The sequence below is a fragment of the Pseudoduganella sp. SL102 genome (genome assembly GCF_027856995.1).
GTDB lineage: Bacteria > Pseudomonadota > Gammaproteobacteria > Burkholderiales > Burkholderiaceae_D > Rugamonas > Rugamonas albidiflava.
Map to the genome: position 1 here is coordinate 5,176,049 of NZ_CP115554.1, position 21,951 is coordinate 5,197,999.

Genomic DNA, 21,951 nt, shown 5'->3' on the forward strand with positions numbered 1-21,951 from the left:
GCAAGTCGCAACAATGGATTCGATCGAAATCGTACTGGCCATGCTGCTGGCCGTGGTGGCCAGCGCCTACCTGGTCCGGGTATTGCCGGTGGCGCTGCCCCTGCCGCTCGTGCAGATCGGCCTGGGCGCCGCCATCGCCGGCTATACGGGCCATGGCGTGCAACTCGATCCCGGCCTGTTCTTCCTGCTGTTCCTGCCGCCGCTGCTGTTCCTGGATGGCTGGCGCATTCCCAAGAGCGGCCTGTTCCGCGACAAGGGCATCATCCTCGAACTGGCCTTCGGCCTCGTCATCTTCACCGTGCTGGGCGCCGGGTTCCTCATCCACTGGCTGATCCCGGCGATGCCGCTGCCGGTCGCCTTCGCGCTGGCCGCCATCGTGTCGCCCACCGATCCGGTGGCCGTCGGCTCGATCGCCTCGCGCGCGCCGATCCCGAAGCGGCTGATGCACATCCTCGAAGGCGAATCGCTGCTCAACGATGCCAGCGGCCTGGTGTGCTTCCGCTTCGCCGTGGCCGCCGCGATGACGGGCACGTTCTCGCTGGCGCAGGCATCGATGACCTTCGTCTGGCTGGTGGCGGGCGGCATCGCGGCCGGTGTCGGCGTCACGCTGCTCGTCACGTGGGCGCAGCGCTGGCTGTTCCGGCAATTCGGCGAGCCGGCGGGATCGCCCATCCTGGTCAACCTGCTGATCCCGTTCGGTGCCTACCTGGCCGCCGAACATGCCCATGCCTCCGGCATCCTGGCCGCCGTCTCGGCCGGCGTCACGATGAGCTATGTGGAACTGTCCGGCCAGGTGATGGCGGCCACCCGCATCCAGCGCTCGGCCGTCTGGGACACCGTGCAGTTCGCGCTGAACGGCGTGATGTTCGTGCTGCTGGGCGAACAGCTGCCGGACATCCTGCACGGCGCCCGCGTATCGCTGGACCAGAGCGGCCACCTGAACCCGTGGTGGCTGGTGCTGTATGCGTTCGCGATCTCGTTCGGCCTGCTCGCGCTGCGCTTTATCTGGGTCTGGACCACGCTGCGCGTCACGCTGTACCGCAAGAGCCTGCGCGGCGAGGAACCGGCGCGGCCGCCGCTGCGGCTGCTGCTGGCCACCTCGCTGGCCGGCGTGCGGGGCGCGATCACGCTGGCCGGCGTGATGACGCTGCCGCTGGCACTGCCCTCGGGCGCGCCCTTCCCCGCCCGCGACCTGACGATCTTCCTGGCCTCCACCGTGATCCTCATCTCGCTGGTGCTGGCCAGCGTGGCGCTGCCCCGGCTGCTGGCCGGCATGGAATTCCCCGAGGAGCCGGCCGAGCGGCAGGAAGAAGACCTGGCGCGGCGCGAAGCCGCCAGCGCCGCCATCGCCGCCGTCGAGCGGGCCCAGATGGAACAGCTGCAGGGTGGCCTCGACGCCGACATGTATCCGGAAGCGGCGGCGCGCGTGATCGCGCTGTACCAGCACCGCCTCGACAGCACTGCCGCGATCGACGACGAGGACGTGGCGCGCTACCGCAAGCTGGCCGGCGCCGAACGCGTGCTGCGCCTGGCCGCGCTGCAGGCCGAGCGCCGCACCATCTTCAGCCTGGCGCGCCACGAGCACATTTCCGACGAGATCTCGCGCAAGCTGGTGCGCGAGATCGACCTCGTCGAAGCGCGGCACAAGCAATGATGGGCGCCGCATGATGGACGACGGCGCACTGATGGACGACGCCCGCCTGCGCCGCCGCCTGCGCCTCGTCATCGGTGCGGCCTGGCTCCTGTTCTGGATCCTGATGATGGTCACGGCGGTGCAGGATTTCCTGCGCAACGACGATGGCCCGCTCTGGCGCCCGCTGCTGTGGGAAGGCTCGTCGGCCGCCACCGCCACCGTGCTGCTGCTGGTGCAGCGCCATTTCACGCGCAGGGACGATGGCCTGGTGGTGCGTCCGCGCGCCTGGTTTTCCCGCCAGGCGCCCTGGCTTCTGCTGTTCTGGGCGGCGTTCGTCCCTATCGCGTTCGGTATCCGCCATGCCGTCTACGGGATGATGGGCGACGTCTACCCGCATGCCTCGTGGCCGCGCGTGTTCCTGTATGAGAACGTGAAAATCACGATCTTTTTCGCCATTTTCGTGGTCGTCATCTTCGGCGTGCTGTCGTGGCAGGTGATGCAGGGCGAGCGGCTGCGCGCGGAACGCATCGCCGCGCAGCTGCGCGAGGCCCGGCTGCACCAGCTGACGCAGCAGATGCAGCCGCACTTCCTGTTCAACGCGCTGAACACCATCGCCGCCGTGATGCACGAGGACGTCGAGCGCGCCGATGCGCTGCTGGTGCGGCTGTCGGAACTGCTGCGCGCCGCGCTGTCGACCGAGGCGCGGCAGGTGCCGCTGGCCGCCGAGCTGCGCCTGCTGCGCGGCTACGCCGAGCTGATGGCCGAACGCTTCGCCGACCGGGTGACGATCGCCTGGCAGGTCGGCGACGGCATCGGCCACCTGGCGATTCCCTCCATGAGCCTGCAGCCGCTGCTGGAGAACGTGTTCCGCCATACCGTCGAGCGCAGTGCACTCCCCGTGCACGTTACCATCAGCGGCCGGCGCGACGGCGACCGCCTGCTGCTCGCCATCGAGGACGACGCCGGCACGCTGGACGCGACACCCGCCGCCGGCGGCACCGGCAGCGCGCTGGCCAACCTGCGCGCCCGGCTGGCCGCCCTGCATGGCGACGCCGCCACGCTCATCCTGGTGCCGCTGGCGCCGGCCGGCGTGCGCGCCGAACTCGTGCTTCCTTGCGTGGAGGCGCCATGCGTATCCTGATCGTCGACGACGAACGCCCTGCCCGCGACCGGCTGCGCCGCCTGCTGGCCGGCCAGGACGGCATCGAAGCGGTCGACGAGGCCCGCGACGGCCTGGAAGCGCTGGCGAAGGTGGCGACATTCCAGCCCGATGCGCTGCTGCTCGACATCCAGATGCCCGGCATCGGCGGCCTGGACGTCGCCGCCTCGCTGCCCGCCCCGGCGCCGCTGGTGGTCTTCGTGACGGCCTACGACGACTACGCGCTGCGCGCCTTCGACGCGAGCGCGGTCGACTACCTGCTCAAGCCCTGCGACCCGGCCCGGCTGGCACGCGCGCTGGCGCGGCTGAGGGAGCGGCTGGGGGAGAGGCTGAGGGAGCGGCTCGACGCACGCCCGGCCGGCAGCCGCCACGCGCCGCTGGCAGGCCTGCCGCCACGCCAGCTGCTGGTCACCGAGCGGGGCGTCACGCGGATCGTGCGCGTTGCCGACATCCGCTGGCTGGAGACGGCCGACAACTACGTGGCGCTGCACGATGGCACCGACGCGCCGCTGCTGCGGCAGACGCTGGCCGGCCTGCTCGATACGCTGGGCCCCGCCTTCATCCGCTGCCACCGCCGCGCCGCCGTCCACCTGCCATGGATCGACCGCCTCGTCGCCAACGACAAGGGCGACGGCCAGGTCATGCTCAAGGATGGCGGCACCGTGCCACTGAGCCGGCAATACCGCCCCGCCCTGCTCGCCGCGCTTGCTGCACTGCCCTAGGCTGCCGAGCCCCCCGCCTCACCACGGCCGCCTCCATGTCGCCCCATTTCGCTGGCCCGCGCGGAGCCGGCGGCCTAAGCTGTCGTCATCCCATCGCCACTGGACCGCACCATGCACAACAGCACCGCGCACGACGACAGCCGCCTGTACTTCCTCGACTGGCTGCGCATCCTCGCCTTCTTCCTGCTGATCCTGTACCACACCGGCATGTACTACGTGAGCTGGGACTGGCACGTGAAGAGTCCCCACGCGGGTGGCGCGATCGAGCCGCTGATGCTGCTGTCGTCGCCGTGGCGGATGTCGCTGCTGTTCCTGGTCTCCGGCGTGGCCTCCGGCTTCCTGCTGAAGAAACGCGTGGGCCGACAAGAGCCGGCGGCCGGGGCGGCAAGCGGCCCGCTGGCCACCTTCGTGCGCGAGCGCAGCGCGCGGCTGCTGGTGCCGCTGCTGTTCGGCATGCTGGTGATCGTGCCGCCGCAGCCGTATTTCGAGGTGGTCGAAAAGGTGCGGTATGCCGGCAGCTACGGCGACTTCATGGCGCTGTACCTGCAAGCCTACGGCGGCTTCTGCAAGGATGGCGACTGTCTCACGCTGCCGACCTGGAACCACCTGTGGTACCTGCCCTACGTGTGGGCCTATACGCTGGTGCTGGCGGCGCTGGCCGCCCTGGCCGGCCACGGCGCGCTCGACCGCGCGGGCAGGCGGCTGGCCGCGATGCTGTCCGGCTGGAAGGCGCTGGCCTTGCCGGTGGCGCTGCTGGCGCTGGTGCGCATCCTGCTCAAGCCCCATTTCGAGGAAACCCACGCGCTGGTCGACGACTGGTTCAACCACGCGACCTACCTGCCGCTGTTCCTGGCCGGGGCGGTACTCTCGGGCCAGGCGGCGTTCTGGCGCGAGCTGGAACGGCTGCGCTTCGCGGCGCTCGGTATCGCGCTGGCTTGCTGGGCGGCCCTGGTGGCCTATCTCTGGCAGCCCGAAACGGTGCAGGTATGGCCGGCCGCCGCGCGCACGGTGTGGGCGGCGTGCCAATGGTGCGCGATCGTGGCCGCGTGCGGCTTCGCGCGCCGCCACCTGTCGGGCAACGGCCAGGCGCTGCAATACCTGGCGCAGGCCGTGTTCCCCGTCTATATCCTGCACCAGACGCTGATCGTCTGCTTCGCCCGGCTGCTGCGCGGCGCGGCGCTGCCGCCGGCCACCGAAGGCCTGGTGCTGGTGGTGCTGACCGTCACGGCCAGTTTCGGGATCTTCGAGATCGTGCGCCGCGTGCCGCTGCTGCGGCCCCTGTTCGGCTTGAAGGGGAGCGAACGGCAAGCCACTGGCGCAGTCCCGCGGCGCGCCGGCTGAGGATGGGTCGACGCCGCAGTCGAAAATCAGGTCGAAAAGCAGGTCGAAAAGCGCGTCGACCCCGGGTCGGACGCCGGGTTCGGGGCGCAGGTACCGCTACAGTTGAGCCAGGCGGTCCAGCCAGAGTCGGAGCCGTCACTCGAACCCGGCCGCCGGCCGCCCAATGCTCAGTTCAGCACCTTCCGGCTGCGCTTGGCACGACTCATTTCCGCATCGGCCATCGCGAACGTTTCTTCCAGGTCGTAGCCCGGCTTGCGCAAGGCCATGCCCAGCGCGGCCCGCACGTCGGCCGCGGCCAGCGCTTCCTGCACCCGCAGCAGCAGCGCCTGCGCATCGAAGTAATCGCATTCGACCATCAGCATGGCGAATTCGTCGCCGCCCAGCCGGGCCACCGTGTCGGTGCCGCGCGTCACGCTTTCCAGCGCCTGCGCGGTACGGACCAGCAGGGCATCGCCGGCGGCCCTGCCCTGCGTATCGTTGATGAACCGTACGTCGTCGAGGTCGAGCGAGACCACGCAGGCCGAGTGGCCATAGCGGCTGCAGCGTTCTTCCTCGCGCTGCACCAGCAAGTCCCAGCCGCGGCGGTTGATCAGGCCCGTCAGCGGATCGCGCGTGGCATCCGCATCGGCGCGGTCGGCGTGGCGCTCAGCGGTGCCGGCCTCGAGCTCGCTGGCGAGGATCTTGCTCAGCAACTCGCCCATCAAGGTCACCGTGTCGATCTCCTTGCCGATCGTGTCCGGCTGCGGCTGCGGATCGAATCCGCACAGGGTGCCGAACAGCGAGCCGTCGGCCCGCCGGAGCGGCACGCCGACGTACGCGCCGGCCGGCATCTGCGCCGCCAGCGGTGCGTGCGCATAGGCCGGCACGTCGCGCGTCGATGGCGCGATGCCCGGGCCGTGGCCCAGCACCATGCGCGAACAGAAAGTATCGGTCCAGGGGAACGTGCGGCCCGGCTCGATGCCGTAGCGGGCACCGGCGGTGCCGGCCTCCTCCGCAGCCTCGTCGGTATATAGAACGATCCAGTCGTCTCCCTCGGTCCGTGTCACCATCCACAACTGCAAGCCAAGCCGGCGGCGCAGGTAGGCCATCGTGGCCTGCGCCGCCGCAGCGAAATCGTTGATCATGCACGCCCTCTTCGGTGTTAATTGCGCTGCCACATTATGCACCGAATAAACCGCCGTATCACGGCGAGAAAGCTAACGTGTGCTCGACCGGCCCCGGCAGCAGCGGCGTGGCGCGGCCCTGCACCCAGTCGGCGTGGCCGGCCAGGAAATACGGCGACAGCGGATGGCCGCTCTGCCCGCCCGGCATGTTGAAGATGCCGCCCTCCTCCTTGCCCGGCGAAACGGTGAAGCGCTCGGACTGGCCGAACGTGGGCCCGGCCACGCGCGGCATGTTGGCATCGCCCGCCTGCTGGTCGGCCGGCACGCTCAGCCATTTGCGCAGCGCCGGCACGGCGCCGGCGATGGGGTGCGCGATCGCGGCCGTGTTGAAGGCGCCCCACGTGGCGGCGGCCAGCGGCTTGCCGTCCGCCGCCAGGTCACCGATGGTGCGGTCCAGCGCCGCCAGCTGCAGGTCGCGCCAGCTGGCGTACTGCCGCGGCAGCCATGCGGCCGGCTGCTCGTCGAGCAGGCGTGCGATGACGTCGGGCCAGCGCTTGCCGGCCAGCGCGGCATTGCCGCCCCAACCGGCCATCTGCCTGTTGGCGCCGCCGTACAGCAATTCATACAGGTTCCACATGAAGCCGCGCGCGATCCGGTAGCCGCTGGCATCCACGCTGGCGCGCCCCGTCCAGCCCGAGCGCAGCAGGCGCGCCGCCTCGGCCCGTTTCGGGTCGGCCTTGATGGCGGCATCGTCCAGCAGCGCCAGCGCGCGCTCGCGCCAGGGCGCCTGGAACAGCGCCCGGTCGTCCAGCATCACGCCATATACGGCCTTCTCGTCCACCTTCGGTCCCAATGCCGCCAGCGCATCGCGCGCCTGGCGCGTGCGGGCGCCCAGGTCGAAACCGCCGTCGCCCAGCAGCCCGGCGCCGGGACCGGCCAGCTGGCGGCTGTTCGCGGTCACCAGTTGCGCCGACACGGGATTGACGATGCGCGGGTACTCGCCGGGCTGCAGCCAGCCCTGCCAGCCCGCGCCGCCATCGGCCAGCGGGAAGGTGGTATCGGCAGCGGGTTGCGCGCGGCGCGGCAGCGGCCCGGCGATGGTCCAGCCGATATTGCCGGCCGCATCGCCGGCCACGAAATTCTGCGCCGGCATGCCCGATGTATTGGCCACCGCCAGCGCCTCGTCCAGCGTGGTCGCGGTCTCCATGCGCCGCAGGCCGACATTGAGCAGCGTGCTCTCGTGGGCGATCCAGTGCAGCGCGTAGGTGCGGCCGGCGGCGTCGAACAGCGGCCCGCGCGACGTGTCGCGCACCGCCAGCGTTTCGGCCGGCGCGCCTTTCACGAGGATCGTTTCCTGGTGCACCACGGGCTTCTCCCACGTGCCGCCCAGCCGCACCTGGCCGGGCCGCGCCGGATCGGCGGTGACCGGTACCAGGTCCAGGAAGTCGCCATAGGCGTTGGTGAAGCCCCAGGCCACGTGGCCGTTGCTGCCGGCCACCACGAACGGCGTGCCGGGCAGCGTGACGCCGACGATGCGGCGCGTGGTGCCGTTGCTGTCGGGGACTTGCAGCAGCGCGCGGTACCAGGTGTTGGGCAGCTTGATCCCCAGGTGCATGTCGTCGGCGACGATGGCGCCGCCGGTCACGCTGCGGCTGCCGGCCACGGCCCAGTTGTTACTGCCGATATTGCCGCCGACATTGCTGTCCGGCGCATCGAGCGTTTCGGCGGACGTGAGCAGCAGCGCATCGCGCGGCCCGGTCTGGCCCCACCACGAAGGCGGCGTGGCCGGTAGCGGCGCCGGCGCGAACGCGATGTCGCCGGCGTCGAGCGGCGCATCCCAGCGCGAGGCCGGCGGCAGCAGGAATGCCAGCTGTTCGGGCGTGCCGTGCTCGCGCATCCAGCCGCGCGACAGCTCGCGCCGCGCCGTGGCGCCCTGCAGGTCGAGGTACATGGCCCAGATCACCAGCAGCGTGTCGTGGGCGGACCAGGCGCGCGGCGCCTGCCCCAGCAGGCCGTACTCGAACGGCCGCGTGCCCAGCGCCTGCAGGCCGTCGTTGACGCCGGCCGCGTAGCGCTCGATCAGCTGCTGGTCGGCGGGCGTGAGATGGGCATAGGCCTGCGCGGCGCGGGTACGGAACCGGTGCAGCCGGTGCTCGCGGTCGGTGGGCAGTGCCTTGGGGCCGAACAGTTCGGCCAGCTCGCCGGCCGCCACGCGGCGCAGCAGGTCCATCTGGAAGAAGCGGTCCTGCGCATGCACGAAGCCGGTGGCATAGGATACGTCGAGCCGGTCGGCGCCGGCGATCGACGGGATGCCCAGCCTGTCGCGGTGCACGGTCACGTTGCCGTGCAGCCCGGGCGCGGTGCGCTTGCCGTCGAGCTGGGCGAGGCTGCCGCGCAGGAAGAACCATGCTGTCATCACCACGACGAACACCAGGGCGAGGACACCCCACCCGATGCGCCGGACCCAGCGGCCCCTGCGTCCTCCAGCCATGCATCGCCTCCGCAAAGTTTCTCTGCGGCGCATCTTGCCAGAAATCCAATGCGAACGGGAGCAAAAAAGTGTAAGCGCCGATGGCGGCATGGTAGAGTGGAAACGCCCGTTTCACAGCGAATTTTTTTTGCCCATCATGCTCGCGCTACCCAAACCCGCCAACGAAGCGGCCCGCATCGCCGCCCTGTATGCCCTGCTGATGCTCGACACGCCGCCCGAGCAGCGCTTCGACCGCATCGTCGAATTCGCCGCACAGGAATTCGACGTGCCAATCGCCCTGATCACGCTGCTCGACGACGACCGCCAGTGGTTCAAGGCGGCGATCGGCATGGGCACCACCTGCCAGACCAGCCGCGACATCTCGTTTTGCGGGCATACCATTTTGAAGAGCGAGATCATGGTGATCGAGGATGCGCTGGAAGACCCGCGCTTCGCCGACAATCCATTGGTAACCGGCCCGCCGCACATCCGCTTCTATGCCGGCGCGCCGCTGGTGCTGCCGTCCGGCTATGCGATGGGCAGCCTGTGCGTGATCGATACCCGGCCGCGCCGGCTCGACGGCATGGAGCTGGCCATCCTGTCCACGCTGCGCCACCTGGTGGTGCAGCAGCTGATCGGCGAGGATGGTGGCGGGGACGAGGGCAATGACGAGGACAATGACGAGGACAATGACGAGGACAAGGGACGCGAGGCCGCCGATGCCTGAACGCCGCATGCTGCTGGTGGAACCGGCGGACATGCTGCGCCGCACCGTCTCGCTGACCGCGCGCTCGCTGGGCATGGAGGCGATCGACGAGGCGGCCAGCCTGCCGCAGGCGCAGCGCCTGCTGCGTGAGCGGCGCTATTCCGGCGCGGTGATCGCCATCGACAGCGGCGGCACGCTCGACCTCACGCTGCTCGACGACGTGCGCGAGGGGCGCACCGCCAGCGACGCTGCGATGCCGATCGCTGTCCTGGCCGTGGAGGCGGACGCACGGTTCGTCGAAGCGCTGCGTGGCCGGGACGTGCGCCGCGTGATCCTCAAGCCGTTCCGTGCCAAGGTGCTGCTGGAAACCTTCGCGGCGATGGGCGCCGGCGACGCGGCCGGGCCGGCGTCCTGACGGTACCGGCGGTCAGCCCGCCACCGGCAGGCACTGCTCCACCGCGTACGGCAGCCGCAGCGAGAACACGCTGCCCTGCCCGAATTCGCTGCGCACGGTGATGCGCGCGCCGATCAGCGCCGCCAGCCGTTCGGAAAGATGCAGGCCCAGCCCGGTGCCTTCGAACTGCCGCGTGTTGCCCTGGTCGATCTGTGTAAAGGGCTTGAACAGCAGCCCAAGCTTGTCCGGCGCGATGCCGATGCCCGTGTCGATGACGTCGATGCGCACCATCGCCCCGGCCGCGCCGTTCTCGCTGGCCGGTCCGGTATTCCTCTCTATATCCGGCTCGACCCGCACCTCGACGCGCACCTCGCCGTGCTCCGTGAACTTGATCGCATTGTTCATCAGGTTGATGACGATCTGCTGCACGGCGCGCCGGTCGGTGCAGACCGTGGCGTCGCGGCCGGCCTGGCGCACGTGCAGCACCAGGCCCTTGGCATGGGCCAGCGGGGCGAACATTGCCGATACATCGCGCACCAGTGCGCTGCAGTCGAACGGCTCGCGGTTCAGTTCCACCTTGCCCGAGGCGATCTTGGTAATGTCCAGGATGTCGTTGATCAGCGAGAGCAGGTGCCGCGCGCTGGACTGGATCGTGCGCAGCTGGCGGTCCTGCTCCACGTTGACGGGGCCGGGCAACTGCATCAGCAGCGTTCCCGTGAAGCCGATGATCGCGTTGAGCGGCGTGCGCAGCTCGTGCGACATCGACGACAGGAAGCGGTCCTTGGCTAGGCTGGCATCGGCCAGTTCGGCATTCTTCTCCTGCAGCGCGCGCTCGATGCGCTTGCGTTCGCTGATATCGCGGATCGCGCTCATCACCAGCGTGCCTTCCTCGGTGGGCAGCGGCGACAGGCTGATCTCGACGGGGAATTCGTCGCCGCCGCGGCGCAGCCCGTACAGTTCGCGGCCGATGCCCATCGGCCGCTGCGACGGCGCCAGCGTGTAGGCGACGCGCTGCCACACGTGCGCGCCACGGTAGCGTTGCGGGATCAGCACTTCCAGCGACTGGCCGCGCAATTCGCCTTCCGGGTAACCGAACAGTTCGTCGGCCTGGCGGTTCGCCAGCACGATGCGGCCGGCGGCGTTGGCCATGATGATCGCATCGGGCATCGACGCCAGCAGCGTGCCGAAACGGGCGTCGAGCAGCGCCGCATCGCGCATCACGCGCAGCGGCGTGACATCCTTCTTGGTCCACAGGATGCAGTCGGGCCGGCCGTCGGCGCCGCGCACCATCTTGCTCGAGCTGTCGATATAGACCAGCGAGCCATTCTTGGCGCGGCGCAGCGATTCGTAGTTGGCCGAGCCGTTGGCCAGCGTATCGAACAGGATGGCGCGCTCGGTGTCGCGCAGCTCGGGCGGCACGATCAACTCGGCAAGCGTGCGGCCGCGCGCCTCGTCGGCCGTGTAGCCGAATACGGACTGGGCACCCCTGGTCCAGTACAGCACCACGCCTTCCATCGTCGTGACGATGACCGCATCGGGCGTTTCCTCCAGAATCAGCTTGCCGAAATCGATGTCGTTCATGTTGGTGCTTGCAGGCGCCGCCCGCGGCTGAGGCTCGTCACGAAGCTTACCCAACTTCACGAAAGTACCGAGCACGGCTCGCGGTTAGTGCATCACGGATCATTGCCCCGGCCGCACGGGCAGGACTTCGAACAGCAGCAGCTGGGTCACCTGGCTCTTGCTGAAATTGTCGTCGCTGACGAAGAGCAGCGTGGCGTGGCCGTTCGGCAGGCGCGGGCCGAACGCGAACCCTTCCAGGTTGTCGAGCACGGGCAGGCCCAGCGTGTTGAAGTCCAGTACCAGGCGCTTGGCCGCCGGCGCGATGGCCGCTGCGCCCGTTGCCGCGCCGCGGGGTGCCTCCTTGGCTGCATCGGCGTTTGCGTTGTTGGCTGCCAGGGCGACCCGGGCCAGCGCGGGAACGGCGGCGATGTCGCTGGCACCGCGCAGGTCGGCCTCGTACAGGCGGATATGGTTGCGATAGCGGCCGTCCGCCCCCTGCACGGCCGAGCGTTCCAGGACCAGCAGCGTGCCCGGCCCCGTGGCGACGATTTCGGAGATGCCGTTGTCGGCGAACTTGCCTTCGCCCGGCCGGGCGGGAATCGCGTCGAGCGGATAGGCATACTGGCCCAGCACGCGCCCGCCGCGGTCGAGCTGCGTGATGCGCGCCAGCGCGCCGTGTTCCGGCGTCGGCGGCTCGCCATCCTCCTCCAGCGGCGCTTCCAGCGCCAGCCACAGGCTGGCGCCGTCCGGCGCGAACGACAGCCCCTCCAGGTTGGCGTTGTTGCGCACACCGCGCTCCTTGCCGGGCCACTCGCGCAGCATGGCCGGCAGGGGCAGTTCGCCGCGCAGCGCGCCGTCGGCGCCGGCCTGGCGCACGAACGGATCGAGGCCGATGCGGACATCGCCCTCGCTGGTGTACCAGATGGTGCCGTCGCGCGGGTCGACGCGGGCCGATTCGATATCGGGTACCACGCCGCCCGCCTGCACGCCCTGCCGCGCGCCCGGGTAGGTGGTGCCATCGCCCTGGCGGAACAGGCGCACCCCGGCCAGCGTGACGGCATCGAACGAGGTGGCCGTGAAGCGCAAGGCGGCACGGTAGTAGCGGGCCGGATCCGCACCCGAGCGGTCATCGCTGGCCAGGATCCAGTCGCCGGCCGCGGCATCGTAGTCCACGCCGGACAAGCCACCCACGGTGGTCCCCTGGAACGCCATCTTCCACGGCATGCGCTGCTCGCCGATGAAGCGCAGCGCCGCCACCTCTCCGGCAGGCGGCCCCGCCACCGCCGCGCATCCCGCCAGCACCCCGGCCAGGCCCAGCACCGCCACCCGCATCGTCCAACGCTCCATGGCACCCCGAATGTTCAATCGACGCAACATTATGGCAGAGCCCCTCGATTGTCGCTTTCTGACAACGGAGACAGTCCCGGCCGGGTGGACTGTCCCCAATGTTGGGCCGGGGGGACTGGGAGGAGCAATGGCATGCATGCCATTGCCGCTTGGCAGGCGCGGAGCAGGTGTTGTAAAAAACATGGGGACTGTCCCCCTCAGAGGGACTGTCCCCATGTGGTATGCATGCCATTGCCGCTTGGCAGGCGCGGAGCAGGTGTTGTAAAAAACATGGGGACTGTCCCCCTCAGAGGGACTGTCCCCATGTGGTATGCATGCCATTGCCGCTTGGCAGGCGTGGAGCATGCTCCACGAAACCCCTGCCGCGCCCCCAGTGTGGTAAAACGACCAGCGAGCTCGTGAGGATTGATTGACGAATCAGGCGTGATGCTGCCCGCGATGCAGCCGCTTGTGCATGTTGCGCAGCGTGAGCCAGACGCCGCCGGCGACCAGCGGCACGGCGATGCCGATCAGCGCATCGGCATTCGGCACCAGGCCGAACACCTTGGCGCCCTTGATCGAATAGCCCAGCAGGCCGACCACGTAGTACGAGATCGCCGCCACCGACAGCCCCTCCACCGCCTGCTGCAGCCGCAGCTGCTGGGCGGCGCGGGCGTTCAGCGATTGCAGGATCGCCCGGTTCTGCGTTTCCTGCACGATGCCCACGCGGGTGCGCAGCAGGTCGTTGCTGTTGGCGATACGGCGTGCCAGCGCTTCCTGCCGCGCGGCGACGGCTTCGCAGGTGCTCATCGCGGGCGCCAGCCGCCGTTCCATGAACTCGGCGACGGTGGGCACGCCTTCGATGCGCGTTTCGCGCAGCTCGTCGATGCGCGTGTTCACCAGCTTGAAGTAAGCCTTCGAGGCCGCGAAGCGGTAGCTGTTATCGAGCGACAGTTTTTCGAGGCGCGCGGCCAGGTGCGTGATCTTCTGCAGCAGCGCCTGCTCGGTCGTGCCGTCGGAGGCCAGCAGCGACTCGGTCGCCTCGGCCAGTTCCTTTTCGACGGCATTGAGTTCCGGCACCGCGCGCTGCGCCGCCGGCAGGCCATACAGCGCCATCATCCGGTAGGTCTCGATTTCCAGCACCCGCTGCACCAGGCGCCCGGCCTGCTGCTCGCGCATGCGCACGTCGTTGACGACGAAGCGCGAGAAGCCGTCGGCCTGGATGGCGAAGTCCGAGCATACTTCCCCTCCCTGCATCACGTTGCTGGCGGCCAGCGTCACGTGCTCGAACAGTTCCTGCACCGGAGCGTGCTCCGACGCGCCGCCCTTGCGCAGGATGACGTGGGCGGCGACCAGGATGCGCCCCTTCAGCGACAGCAGCCATTCCTGCGGCACGTGCCCGATCGGCATGCGCTCGAAATCCTCGGCCTCGTCGGTGCGCTCGGCGAAGGTATAGGTGGCGAACTCGGAATGCAGTTCCCACTTGAGCCGGAAGCGGCCGAAGTCGTGGTAGAAGAAGCCGCCGTCGCGCGCCGGCGCCGTCACGCCGAAGTGCGCGCACAGCGCGGCCAGCAGCTCGTGCTGGGCCTGCGCATTGTTGTTGCGGCCATGGCCGAACACGGCGATGTGCGACACCCGCTCCGGCGCGCGCAGCTTCAGGAACGGCCGCGAGTGCAGTTCCGCGGCAAGCGGCACCCGTTGCGGATGGTTCAGGCTGGAGAACACGAACGACATCAGTACACCTCTTTCGCGGCGCTGCGCACGGCGGTGAGCAGCAGGTTGGCGCCCGGCGACAGCAGGTGGTCCTGCTGCCGGATGATGCCGAACGCATCCATCTTGAACGGCAGCTCGATCGGCAGGATCGTCAGCACGTTCAGCGACTGGTAGTAGCGCGCCACGTCGACCGGCATCACGTGCAGCGAGTCGGTTTGCTGGAGCAGCGCGGTGATCAGCAGCAGCGCGGTGGTGTCCACGGTGTTGGCGGGCGGCTCCAGGCCGGCGCGGCGGAACATCATGTCCACGCGGTGGCGCAGGATGCTGCCCTGCGGCGGCAGCACCCACGGGTGGCCGGCCATGTCCTTCAGCGTCAGGTTGGTCGCGCTGGCCAGCGGATGTCCGTTGCGCGCCACGGCGCATGCCGGCTCCTCGGTCAGCTCCTCGTACGACAGCCGCGAGTTGGTATCGTGCTCCAGGATGCGGCCGATCATGAAGTCCAGCGTGCCCCGCTCCAGCATGGCGACCAGCGTGTTGGACGGTTCCATGTGCACGCCGATGCGCAGCAGCGGCGCCTGCTGCTTGACCTTGGCGATCGCCTGCGGCAGCAGCGACATGGCCGGCGTCATGATGACGCCGATCTCCACCTGGCCGACCAGGCCCGATTTCAGCGCCAGCACGTCGTCATGCGCCAGCGACAGGCTGGTCAGGGCCATGCGCGCATGGCGGATCATGGTTTCACCGAACAGCGTGGGCTCCATGCCGCGCGGCAGGCGCTCGAACAGCTTCACGTCGAGCATCTCTTCCAGATCCTTGATCTGCTTCGAGGCCGCCGGCTGCGTCATGTGCAGCGTTTCCGCTGCACGGTGGATGTTGCGTTGCTCGTCGAGCGCGATCAGCAGCAGCAATTGGCGCGTTTTCAGGCGCGCGCGCAAAAACCAGTTGGGATTGAGTGTATCCATCGGCGCATCATATCATTGCCGAGTTTCAATCCGGCATCGGAGAACCGCCGGGCACCCGCCCAGCCGCCATTTTGCAACGCACGGCTGTCGGTACCGGGCCGGGCGTTTACTTGCAGCTGGCGGTGGGGTTGGCGGCCGGCCCCTCGGCGGTCTGCGGGATGAACGGGATGGTGCCGTCGGCGTTGTAGCGGAACTCTTCCACGGCCACCGAGCGCCGGTGCTCGCCGCCGTTCGGCAGGTCGGCGTTGTGGTACACCACGTACGACTTGCCGTTGAATTCCGCGAAGGCGTGGTGCACCGTCTTGGTCTTCTTGTTGGCGTCCATGATCTTGCCGCGGTAGCGCCATGGGCCGGTGGCCTTGTCGCTGGTCGCGTACACGGTGTACTCCGGCCAGTCGCGCGAGTACGACAGGTAATAGATGCCCTGGCGCTTGTGCAGGTACGGTGCCTCGGTGAACTGCGGCAGCCCCTCGGTAACGATGGGGCCATCGAGCTCGATCATGTTCTTCTTCAGTTTCGCGTACTTCAGCACCTGGTTGCCCCAGTAGAGATACGGCGTGCCGTCGTCGTCGACGAAGACGGTCGGATCGATGTCGTCCCAGCCGATATCGGTCTGCAGGGTTTGCGCGTTGGTGACCAGCGGCTTGCCGATGGCGTCGCGGAACGGGCCGGTCGGGCTGTCGGACACCGCCACGCCGATCGCCTTCGCATTCGCGGCCCGCTCGGTGACCGTGGCGAAGAACCAGTACTTGCCGCCGTGCTTGACGATGTCGCTGGCCCAGGCGGAATCCTTGGCCCAGGCGAAGGTGTCGTAGCGCAGCGCGGTGCCATGCTCCTTCCAGGTCTTCATGTCGCAGCTCGACAGCACCAGCCATTCGTTCATCACGTAGCCCTTGTCGTCCGGCGATTCGTCGCGCCCGGCGTACACGTAGGCGCGCCCGCCGTCGACCAGCACAGCCGGGTCGGCGGTGAATTTATCCTTGACGAGGGGGTTGCCGGCCAGCGCCGATGCGGCGCACAGGGTAGCGGCGGCGGTAAAGATGGCACACTTGAGAATGCGGGGCTTGAACATGGTGTCTCCGGTCCGGGAACATCGTTACGGATGTAAAAACGCCCCCGCGAACGGGGGCGCGGTGCTCCAACTGTTACTTCTTGCAGGCCGCCGTCGGGTTTGCCGCCGGGCCTTCGGTGGTCTGCGGGATGAACGGAATCGTGCCATCCGCGTTGTACTTGAACTCTTCCACGGCCACCGAGCGGCGGAACTCGCCGCCGTTCGGCAGTTCGGCGTTGTGGTAGATGATGTACGACTTGCCGTTGAACTCGGCGAACGCCTGGTGGATCGTCGGCGTGTTCTTGTTCTGGTCCATGATCTTGCCGCGGTAGTGCCACGGGCCGGTGACCTTCTTCGCCGTCGCATACACCGTGTGCTCGGGGAATTCGCGCGAGTACGACAGGTAGTAGGTGCCGTTGCGCTTGTGGACGTACGGCGCTTCCGTGTAGTGCGGCAGGCTGGTGGTCTGGATCGGGCCGGCCATCTCGATCATGTTCTTCTTCAGCTTCACGAACTTCAGCGTCTGGTTGCCCCAGAACAGCCAAGGCGTGCCGTCGTCGTCGACGAAGATGCCCGGATCGATGTCATCCCAGGCGATATCGGTTTCCTTGGTCATGTCGTTGGTGACCAGGGCCTTGCCGATGGCGTCGCGGAACGGACCCGTAGGGCTGTCCGCCACGGCCACGCCGATGCCCTTCGCGTTGGTGCCTTTGTCGTGCACGGTCGCATAGAAGTAGTACTTGTTGCCCACCTTCGTGATGTCGCTGGCCCAGGCCGAGCCGCCGGCCCACTTGAACACGTCGTAGCGCAGCGCGGTGCCGTGCGCGGTCCAGTTCTTCATGTCGCAGGTCGAGTACACCAGCCACTCGTTCATCACGAAATCCTTGCCTTCCGGCTTGGGCGGCGCTTCGTCGTGGCCGGCGTACAGGTAGACGCGGCCCTGGTCCACCAGCACCGCCGGATCGGCCGTGAACTTGTCGGAAAACAGGGGGTTGCCGGCGTTGGCGGAACTGGCCCAAACGGACACGCAGGCGCCCGCCACCGCGAGCGCCAGGGCGCCGAGGCTTTGCTTCTTCATCTAAAACTCCTCAGGATTGTTGCGAGCGGGCGGACAGCAGTCGTTGCACCACGCAGAACAGGAACAGCAGGCCGCCGATGACGATCTTGGTCCACCAGGAACTCAGGGTACCGTCGAAGGCGATCAGGGTCTGGATCGTGCCGAGCACCAGCACGCCGGACAGGGCACCGGCCACATAGCCGTAGCCGCCGGTCAGCAGGGTGCCGCCGATGACGACCGCGGCGATCGCATCGAGCTCGGTGCCCTGCGCATGCTGGCCATAGCCGGACAGCATGTAGAACGCGAACAGCACGCCGCCCAGCGCGGCGCAGAAGCCGGAAAACGCGTACACGCCGATCTTGGTGCGCGCCACGTCCAGGCCCATCATCAATGCCGACTGCTCGTTGCCGCCGATGGCGTACACGCCGCGGCCGAAGGCGGTGCGGCGCGAGGCCCAGATGGCGACGGCCAGCACGACCAGCGCAATGGCGGCCGACGGCGAGATGAAGCCGCCTATGAAGGGGATCTGCGTCTGCGAGGCAGCCACGAACAGCGGATCCTCGATGGTGATCGATTCAATGCTGATCAGGTAGCACAGGCCGCGCGCCAGGAACATGCCCGCCAGCGTAACGATGAACGGCTGCAGCTGGAAATAGTGGATCAGCGCGCCCTGGAAGGCGCCGAACAAGGCGCCGAAGGCCAGCACGATGGCGATCACCGCCAGAGGGTTCCAGCCGGCGTTCAGCAGCCAGGCGGCGATCATCGTCGTCAGCGCCAGCACGGAACCCACCGACAGGTCGATGCCGCCGGCCAGGATCACGTAGCCCATGCCCACCGCGATCACCAGCAGGTGCGCATTGTCGATCAGCAGGTTCAGCATCACCTGCCCGGACAGGAAGCCTTCGTAGGCGCCGCCGCCGGCGGCCAGCAGCACCACCAGCAGGATCACGGTGACGAGCGACGTGAACCATGGCGCGCTCATGATGTTCGGGCGCGCCGCGCCGGCGGCGCCGCTGCCCATGGTTGCGGTGTTCATTTCCGGCCCTTCCACAGCTTCTGGAAACCCGTCGACTGCGACAGGCACACGATGAATACGACGATCGCCTTGACGACCATGTTCACTTCCGGCGGCACGCCCAGCGAGTAGATGGTCCACGTCAGCGTCTGGATGATCAGCGCGCCGATCATGCTGCCCACCAGGCTGAACTTGCCGCCGGCCAGCGACGTGCCGCCCAGCGTCACGGCCAGGATGGCGTCCAGTTCCAGCAGCAGGCCGGCGTTGTTCGCATCGGCGCTCTTGATGTTCGAGCTGATCATCAGGCCGGCCATGCCGGCGCAGGTGGAGCAGAACACGTAGGTGAAGAAGATCAGCGTGGCGGTGCGGATGCCGGCCAGCCGCGCGGCCACCGGGTTGATGCCGACCGACTGGATGAACAGGCCCAGCGCGGTTTTCTTCAGCAGCAGTCCCACCACCAGCAGCACGGCCGCCACCACCCACAGCGAGAACGGCAGGCCAAGCAAATAGCCGCTGCCCAGGAAGAAGAACGGCTCGTAGTACACGGTAACGATCTGGCCATCCGTGAACAGCTGCGCCAGGCCGCGGCCGGCCACCATCAGGATCAGCGTGGCCACGATCGGCTGCAGTTTCAGGCCGGCCACCAGCACGCCGTTCCAGGCCCCGCACAGGATCGCGATGCCCAGCGCGGCGGCCAGCGCCACCGGCATCGGCGTGTTCGCCACGTATTCGGGCTGGCCGTTGTTGATGACCATCGTGCCGCCGATCAGCATCGCGGCCACGGTGCCGGAGAGCGCTACCACCGCCCCCACCGAGATATCGATGCCGCGCGTGGCGATCACCAGCGTCATGCCCAGCGCCGCCAGCATCAGCGGCGCGGCGCGGTTCAGGATGTCGATCAGCGGACCATACAGGTGGCCATCCTTGATCTCCAGGCTCAGGAAGCCGGGGATGAAGATGATGTCCAGCACCAGCAGGGCCGACAGCGCCAGGATCGGCTTGGCCAGCGAATGCGACAGCAGCGAAGCCCTGGCCGGTGCGGCCTTCGTGGCTGCAGGGGGGCTCGATGGGCCGGATGCGCCGGACGGTCCCGGCGCGGGCGCCGGCGGCGCCATGTTTGCTTGCGTCATGCGCGAATTCCTTCCACTTCCTCTCCCGCGATCACCTGCAGCACGGTCTGGTCGTCCAGGTCGCCGCGCACGTATTCGCCGCACTTCTCGCGGTCGCGCAGCACCACCATGCGGTCGCTGCAGCGCAGCACCTCGGGCAGTTCGGACGAGATGAACAGCACCGACATGCCTGTCTTGCACAGCGTGGTCACGTAATCCATGATCTCGCCCTTGGCGCGCACGTCGATGCCGCGCGTGGGTTCGTCGAGGATCATCAGCTTCGGATCGGTGGCCAGCCAGCGCGCCAGCAAGACTTTCTGCTGGTTGCCGCCGGACAGCGTGCCGATCGGGGTTTCGATGCTGGCCGTCTTGATGCCCAGCCATTTCACGTAGTTCTCGGCGATCTCCTGCTGCAGCTTCATCGGGATCGCGCGCATCACGCCGGCCCGGGCCTGCATCGCCAGGATCAGGTTTTCCCGCACCGACAGCGACAGGATCGCGCCTTCGTGCTTGCGGTCTTCCGAGCAGAAGCCGATGCCGGCGGCGATGGCGTCGCGCGGCGTGTCGAAGCGGCCGGACTTGCCGCCGATCGTGATGCTGCCCGTATCGGCCTTGTCGGCGCCGAACAGCAGCCGCGCCAGTTCGGTGCGGCCGGAACCCAGCAGGCCCACCAGGCCCAGCACCTCGCCCTGCTTCACTTCCGCGTCGACCGGCTTCAGGGCGCCGCGGCGGCCCAGGCCATTCATGGTCAACAGCGTCGTCATCGGCGCGCCGCCTTGAGCCTGCTGCGCGGCCGGCGCCGCTTCCTCGGCCTGCTGAGCCGGCGCGCCGATCATCTTGTTCACCAGCGCCAGGCGGGACAGCTCGCTGGCCGGATATTCGCCTTCCCGTTCGCCGTTGCGCATCACGGTGATGCGGTCGGAAATCGCGTAGGTCTGGTCCAGGAAGTGCGTGACGAACAGGATCGCCATGCCTTCCCCGCGCAGGCGGCGCAGCACGCGGAACAGCAGCTGCACTTCGGCCTCGTCGAGACTGGAGGTCGGCTCGTCGAGGATCAGCACTTTCGCCGACGTGTTCAGTGCCCGCGAGATCGCCACCATCTGCTGGATCGCCAGCGAATAGCGCGCCAGCGGCTGCGTCACGTCGATATCCACTTCCAGCTGGCGCAGCATGGTGGCCGCCTGGTCGCGCATGGCTTTCCAGTCGACGCCGAACCAGCTGCGCGGATAGCGGCCGATGAAGATGTTTTCCGCGACCGACAGGTTCGGGCACAGGTTGACTTCCTGGTACACGGTGGAGATGCCCAGCTCCTGGGCCTCCAGCGTGGAGTCGGGCCGGATCGGCTGGCCGTCGAGCACCATCGTGCCCTCGTCCGGCGTGTACACACCCGTCAGCACCTTGATCAGCGTGGACTTGCCGGCGCCGTTCTGGCCCATCAGCGTGTGCACCTCGCCCGGATACAGGCGCAGGCCGGCGTTGGACAGCGCCTTCACGCCGGGGAACGATTTGTGGATGCCGGTCAGTTCCAGTACCGGCGCGCGGTCAGCCGCCATGCCTGCCGCCGACATCAGTATTTACGGTTCGGGAATTCTTTCAGCGCGACTTCGGCGGGGAACACGCGCTCCTCGACGACCAGGCGCTTCGGCACCTGCTTGCCGGCCTTGACATCCTTGGCGGTCTGCATCAGCAGCGGGCCAAGCAGCGGGTTGCATTCCACCGTCACGTTCAGCTTGCCCTGGATCATGGCTTCGAACGCGCCGCGCACGCCGTCGACGGAAACGATGACGATGTCCTTGCCCGGCTTCAGGCCCGCTTCCTCGATGGCCTGGATCGCGCCGATCGCCATGTCGTCGTTATGCGCGTACAGCACGTTGATGTTCTTGCCGTGCGCCTTCAGGAACGCTTCCATCACTTCCTTGCCCTTGGCACGGGTGAATTCGGCGGTCTGCGTGCGCAGCATCTTCAGTTGCGCATTGCCCTTGGTGACTTCCTCGAAACCGGTCTTGCGGTCGATCGCCGGCGCCGAACCCACGGTGCCCTGCAGTTCCACCACGTTGAACGTCTTCCCCGGCTGCTTCTTGGCGTACTCGTTCAGCCAGCGGCCGGCGCGGCGGCCTTCCTCGACGAAGTCCGAACCGATCAGCGTCACGTACAGCGACTTGTCGGCCACGTTCACGTCGCGGTCGGTCAGGATCACGGGAATGTTGGCGGCCTTGGCTTCGCGCAGCACGGTATCCCAGCCCGATTCCACCACCGGCGAGAACGCGATCACGTCCACTTTCTGGGCGATGAAGGAGCGGATCGCCTTGACCTGGTTTTCCTGGCGCTGCTGCGCATCGGCGAACTTCAGGTTGATGCCGGCCTTCCTGGCCGCATCCTTGACGGAAACGGTATTCGCGGTGCGCCACTCGGATTCGGCGCCGACCTGCGAGAAGCCCATCACGAGGGGTTTGGCCGCCATGGCGGGGAAGGCGGCGCCGGCCAGGGCGAATGCCGCTGCGGCGATGAAAGTCCTGCGCTGTACAGTCATGCGTGTCTCCGTGCTGTGATGTTGCTGATTCAATTTGCGGGTGCAACAAATGAATTGGTTGCAATTATTCTTTTGCGGCTATGGTAGAAGAATTTGCCAT

18 protein-coding genes are annotated in these 21,951 nt (G+C 68.1%); 6 read left to right on the forward strand and 12 right to left on the reverse strand.

The genetic code is table 11. The features are described from left to right. Positions 1 to 13: 13 nt before the first annotated feature. From OU994_RS21885 to OU994_RS21900, 4 genes are all read left to right on the forward strand, one after another. Positions 14 to 1,654 (forward strand): Na+/H+ antiporter, encoded by a 1,641-nt coding sequence (locus OU994_RS21885; RefSeq protein ID WP_281607643.1) that lies wholly within the window; start codon positions 14 to 16, stop codon positions 1,652 to 1,654. Between the two features lie 10 nt (positions 1,655 to 1,664). Next, positions 1,665 to 2,774 (forward strand): sensor histidine kinase, encoded by a 1,110-nt coding sequence (locus tag OU994_RS21890; protein WP_281607644.1) that lies wholly within the window; start codon positions 1,665 to 1,667, stop codon positions 2,772 to 2,774. Beyond that, positions 2,762 to 3,514 carry a LytTR family DNA-binding domain-containing protein gene (locus tag OU994_RS21895; protein ID WP_281607645.1) on the forward strand — a complete coding sequence of 251 codons (753 nt, stop codon included), beginning with the start codon at positions 2,762 to 2,764 and terminating at the stop codon, positions 3,512 to 3,514. The genes OU994_RS21890 and OU994_RS21895 overlap by 13 nt, the downstream gene beginning before the upstream one ends. Before the next feature lie 111 nt (positions 3,515 to 3,625). Further along, a complete protein-coding gene (locus OU994_RS21900) occupies positions 3,626 to 4,855 on the forward strand; it encodes an acyltransferase family protein (RefSeq protein WP_281607646.1) in 1,230 nt (409 codons plus the stop codon). A 167-nt stretch (positions 4,856 to 5,022) separates the two neighbouring features. Here OU994_RS21900 and OU994_RS21905 read toward each other — a convergent pair whose 3' ends face one another. Together OU994_RS21905 and OU994_RS21910 are read right to left on the reverse strand one after the other, a co-directional pair. After that, positions 5,023 to 5,979 carry a GGDEF domain-containing protein gene (locus tag OU994_RS21905; protein ID WP_281607647.1) on the reverse strand — a complete coding sequence of 319 codons (957 nt, stop codon included), beginning with the start codon at positions 5,977 to 5,979 and terminating at the stop codon, positions 5,023 to 5,025. 58 nt (positions 5,980 to 6,037) lie between these two features. Then, positions 6,038 to 8,449, reverse strand: a complete 2,412-nt coding sequence (locus OU994_RS21910; protein ID WP_281607648.1) for a penicillin acylase family protein — start codon at positions 8,447 to 8,449, stop codon at positions 6,038 to 6,040. 136 nt (positions 8,450 to 8,585) lie between these two features. On the opposite strand from OU994_RS21910, the gene OU994_RS21915 reads away from it, so the two are divergent. After that, on the forward strand, positions 8,586 to 9,155 hold the full coding sequence (locus tag OU994_RS21915) for a GAF domain-containing protein (protein WP_281607649.1): 570 nt from the start codon (positions 8,586 to 8,588) through the stop codon (positions 9,153 to 9,155). Then, on the forward strand, positions 9,148 to 9,549 hold the full coding sequence (locus OU994_RS21920) for a response regulator (protein ID WP_281607650.1): 402 nt from the start codon (positions 9,148 to 9,150) through the stop codon (positions 9,547 to 9,549). The genes OU994_RS21915 and OU994_RS21920 overlap by 8 nt, the downstream gene beginning before the upstream one ends. A gap of 12 nt (positions 9,550 to 9,561) precedes the next feature. Here the strand turns inward: OU994_RS21920 and OU994_RS21925 are convergent, their stop codons facing one another. The 10 genes from OU994_RS21925 to OU994_RS21970 form a co-directional block, all read right to left on the reverse strand. Next, positions 9,562 to 11,109 (reverse strand): PAS domain-containing sensor histidine kinase, encoded by a 1,548-nt coding sequence (locus OU994_RS21925; protein ID WP_281607651.1) that lies wholly within the window; start codon positions 11,107 to 11,109, stop codon positions 9,562 to 9,564. A gap of 99 nt (positions 11,110 to 11,208) precedes the next feature. Continuing rightward, positions 11,209 to 12,435 carry an esterase-like activity of phytase family protein gene (locus OU994_RS21930; protein ID WP_281607652.1) on the reverse strand — a complete coding sequence of 409 codons (1,227 nt, stop codon included), beginning with the start codon at positions 12,433 to 12,435 and terminating at the stop codon, positions 11,209 to 11,211. A gap of 417 nt (positions 12,436 to 12,852) precedes the next feature. Next, positions 12,853 to 14,148, reverse strand: coding sequence for a DUF3422 family protein (locus OU994_RS21935; RefSeq protein WP_281607653.1), 1,296 nt, complete (start codon positions 14,146 to 14,148; stop codon positions 12,853 to 12,855). Continuing rightward, positions 14,148 to 15,089, reverse strand: a complete 942-nt coding sequence (locus OU994_RS21940; RefSeq protein WP_131145086.1) for a LysR family transcriptional regulator — start codon at positions 15,087 to 15,089, stop codon at positions 14,148 to 14,150. Before OU994_RS21940 ends, OU994_RS21935 begins: the two co-directional genes overlap by 1 nt. A 106-nt stretch (positions 15,090 to 15,195) precedes the next feature. Next, complete coding sequence (locus tag OU994_RS21945) at positions 15,196 to 16,161, reverse strand: glycoside hydrolase family 43 protein (RefSeq protein ID WP_281607654.1); 966 nt, start codon at positions 16,159 to 16,161, stop codon at positions 15,196 to 15,198. 73 nt (positions 16,162 to 16,234) lie between these two features. Continuing rightward, positions 16,235 to 17,218 (reverse strand): glycoside hydrolase family 43 protein, encoded by a 984-nt coding sequence (locus tag OU994_RS21950; RefSeq protein ID WP_281607655.1) that lies wholly within the window; start codon positions 17,216 to 17,218, stop codon positions 16,235 to 16,237. 10 nt (positions 17,219 to 17,228) lie between these two features. Beyond that, entirely contained in the window at positions 17,229 to 18,179 is a 951-nt protein-coding gene (gene yjfF / locus OU994_RS21955) for a galactofuranose ABC transporter, permease protein YjfF (RefSeq protein ID WP_373922627.1), read from the reverse strand. 50 nt (positions 18,180 to 18,229) lie between these two features. Then, positions 18,230 to 19,327: an ABC transporter permease gene (locus OU994_RS21960; protein WP_281611687.1), complete on the reverse strand. Its 1,098-nt coding sequence runs from the start codon at positions 19,325 to 19,327 to the stop codon at positions 18,230 to 18,232. An 11-nt stretch (positions 19,328 to 19,338) separates the two neighbouring features. Then, entirely contained in the window at positions 19,339 to 20,874 is a 1,536-nt protein-coding gene (locus tag OU994_RS21965; RefSeq protein ID WP_281607657.1) for a sugar ABC transporter ATP-binding protein, read from the reverse strand. A 14-nt stretch (positions 20,875 to 20,888) separates the two neighbouring features. Then, positions 20,889 to 21,851, reverse strand: coding sequence for an ABC transporter substrate-binding protein (locus OU994_RS21970; protein WP_281607658.1), 963 nt, complete (start codon positions 21,849 to 21,851; stop codon positions 20,889 to 20,891). Between the last annotated feature and the right edge of the window lie 100 nt (positions 21,852 to 21,951).

Bases quoted from the DNA above. Each gene is read 5' to 3' on its own strand.
- OU994_RS21885 (WP_281607643.1), top strand. From the start codon at position 14: ATGGATTCGATCGAAATCGTACTGGCCATGCTGCTGGCCGTGGTGGCC.
- OU994_RS21890 (WP_281607644.1), top strand. From the start codon at position 1,665: ATGATGGACGACGGCGCACTGATGGACGACGCCCGCCTGCGCCGCCGC.
- OU994_RS21895 (WP_281607645.1), top strand. From the start codon at position 2,762: ATGCGTATCCTGATCGTCGACGACGAACGCCCTGCCCGCGACCGGCTG.
- OU994_RS21900 (WP_281607646.1), top strand. From the start codon at position 3,626: ATGCACAACAGCACCGCGCACGACGACAGCCGCCTGTACTTCCTCGAC.
- OU994_RS21905 (WP_281607647.1), bottom strand. From the start codon at position 5,979: ATGATCAACGATTTCGCTGCGGCGGCGCAGGCCACGATGGCCTACCTG.
- OU994_RS21910 (WP_281607648.1), bottom strand. From the start codon at position 8,449: ATGGCTGGAGGACGCAGGGGCCGCTGGGTCCGGCGCATCGGGTGGGGT.
- OU994_RS21915 (WP_281607649.1), top strand. From the start codon at position 8,586: ATGCTCGCGCTACCCAAACCCGCCAACGAAGCGGCCCGCATCGCCGCC.
- OU994_RS21920 (WP_281607650.1), top strand. From the start codon at position 9,148: ATGCCTGAACGCCGCATGCTGCTGGTGGAACCGGCGGACATGCTGCGC.
- OU994_RS21925 (WP_281607651.1), bottom strand. From the start codon at position 11,109: ATGAACGACATCGATTTCGGCAAGCTGATTCTGGAGGAAACGCCCGAT.
- OU994_RS21930 (WP_281607652.1), bottom strand. From the start codon at position 12,435: ATGGAGCGTTGGACGATGCGGGTGGCGGTGCTGGGCCTGGCCGGGGTG.
- OU994_RS21935 (WP_281607653.1), bottom strand. From the start codon at position 14,148: ATGTCGTTCGTGTTCTCCAGCCTGAACCATCCGCAACGGGTGCCGCTT.
- OU994_RS21940 (WP_131145086.1), bottom strand. From the start codon at position 15,089: ATGGATACACTCAATCCCAACTGGTTTTTGCGCGCGCGCCTGAAAACG.
- OU994_RS21945 (WP_281607654.1), bottom strand. From the start codon at position 16,161: ATGTTCAAGCCCCGCATTCTCAAGTGTGCCATCTTTACCGCCGCCGCT.
- OU994_RS21950 (WP_281607655.1), bottom strand. From the start codon at position 17,218: ATGAAGAAGCAAAGCCTCGGCGCCCTGGCGCTCGCGGTGGCGGGCGCC.
- yjfF (WP_373922627.1), bottom strand. From the start codon at position 18,179: ATGAGCGCGCCATGGTTCACGTCGCTCGTCACCGTGATCCTGCTGGTG.
- OU994_RS21960 (WP_281611687.1), bottom strand. From the start codon at position 19,327: ATGGCGCCGCCGGCGCCCGCGCCGGGACCGTCCGGCGCATCCGGCCCA.
- OU994_RS21965 (WP_281607657.1), bottom strand. From the start codon at position 20,874: ATGGCGGCTGACCGCGCGCCGGTACTGGAACTGACCGGCATCCACAAA.
- OU994_RS21970 (WP_281607658.1), bottom strand. From the start codon at position 21,851: ATGACTGTACAGCGCAGGACTTTCATCGCCGCAGCGGCATTCGCCCTG.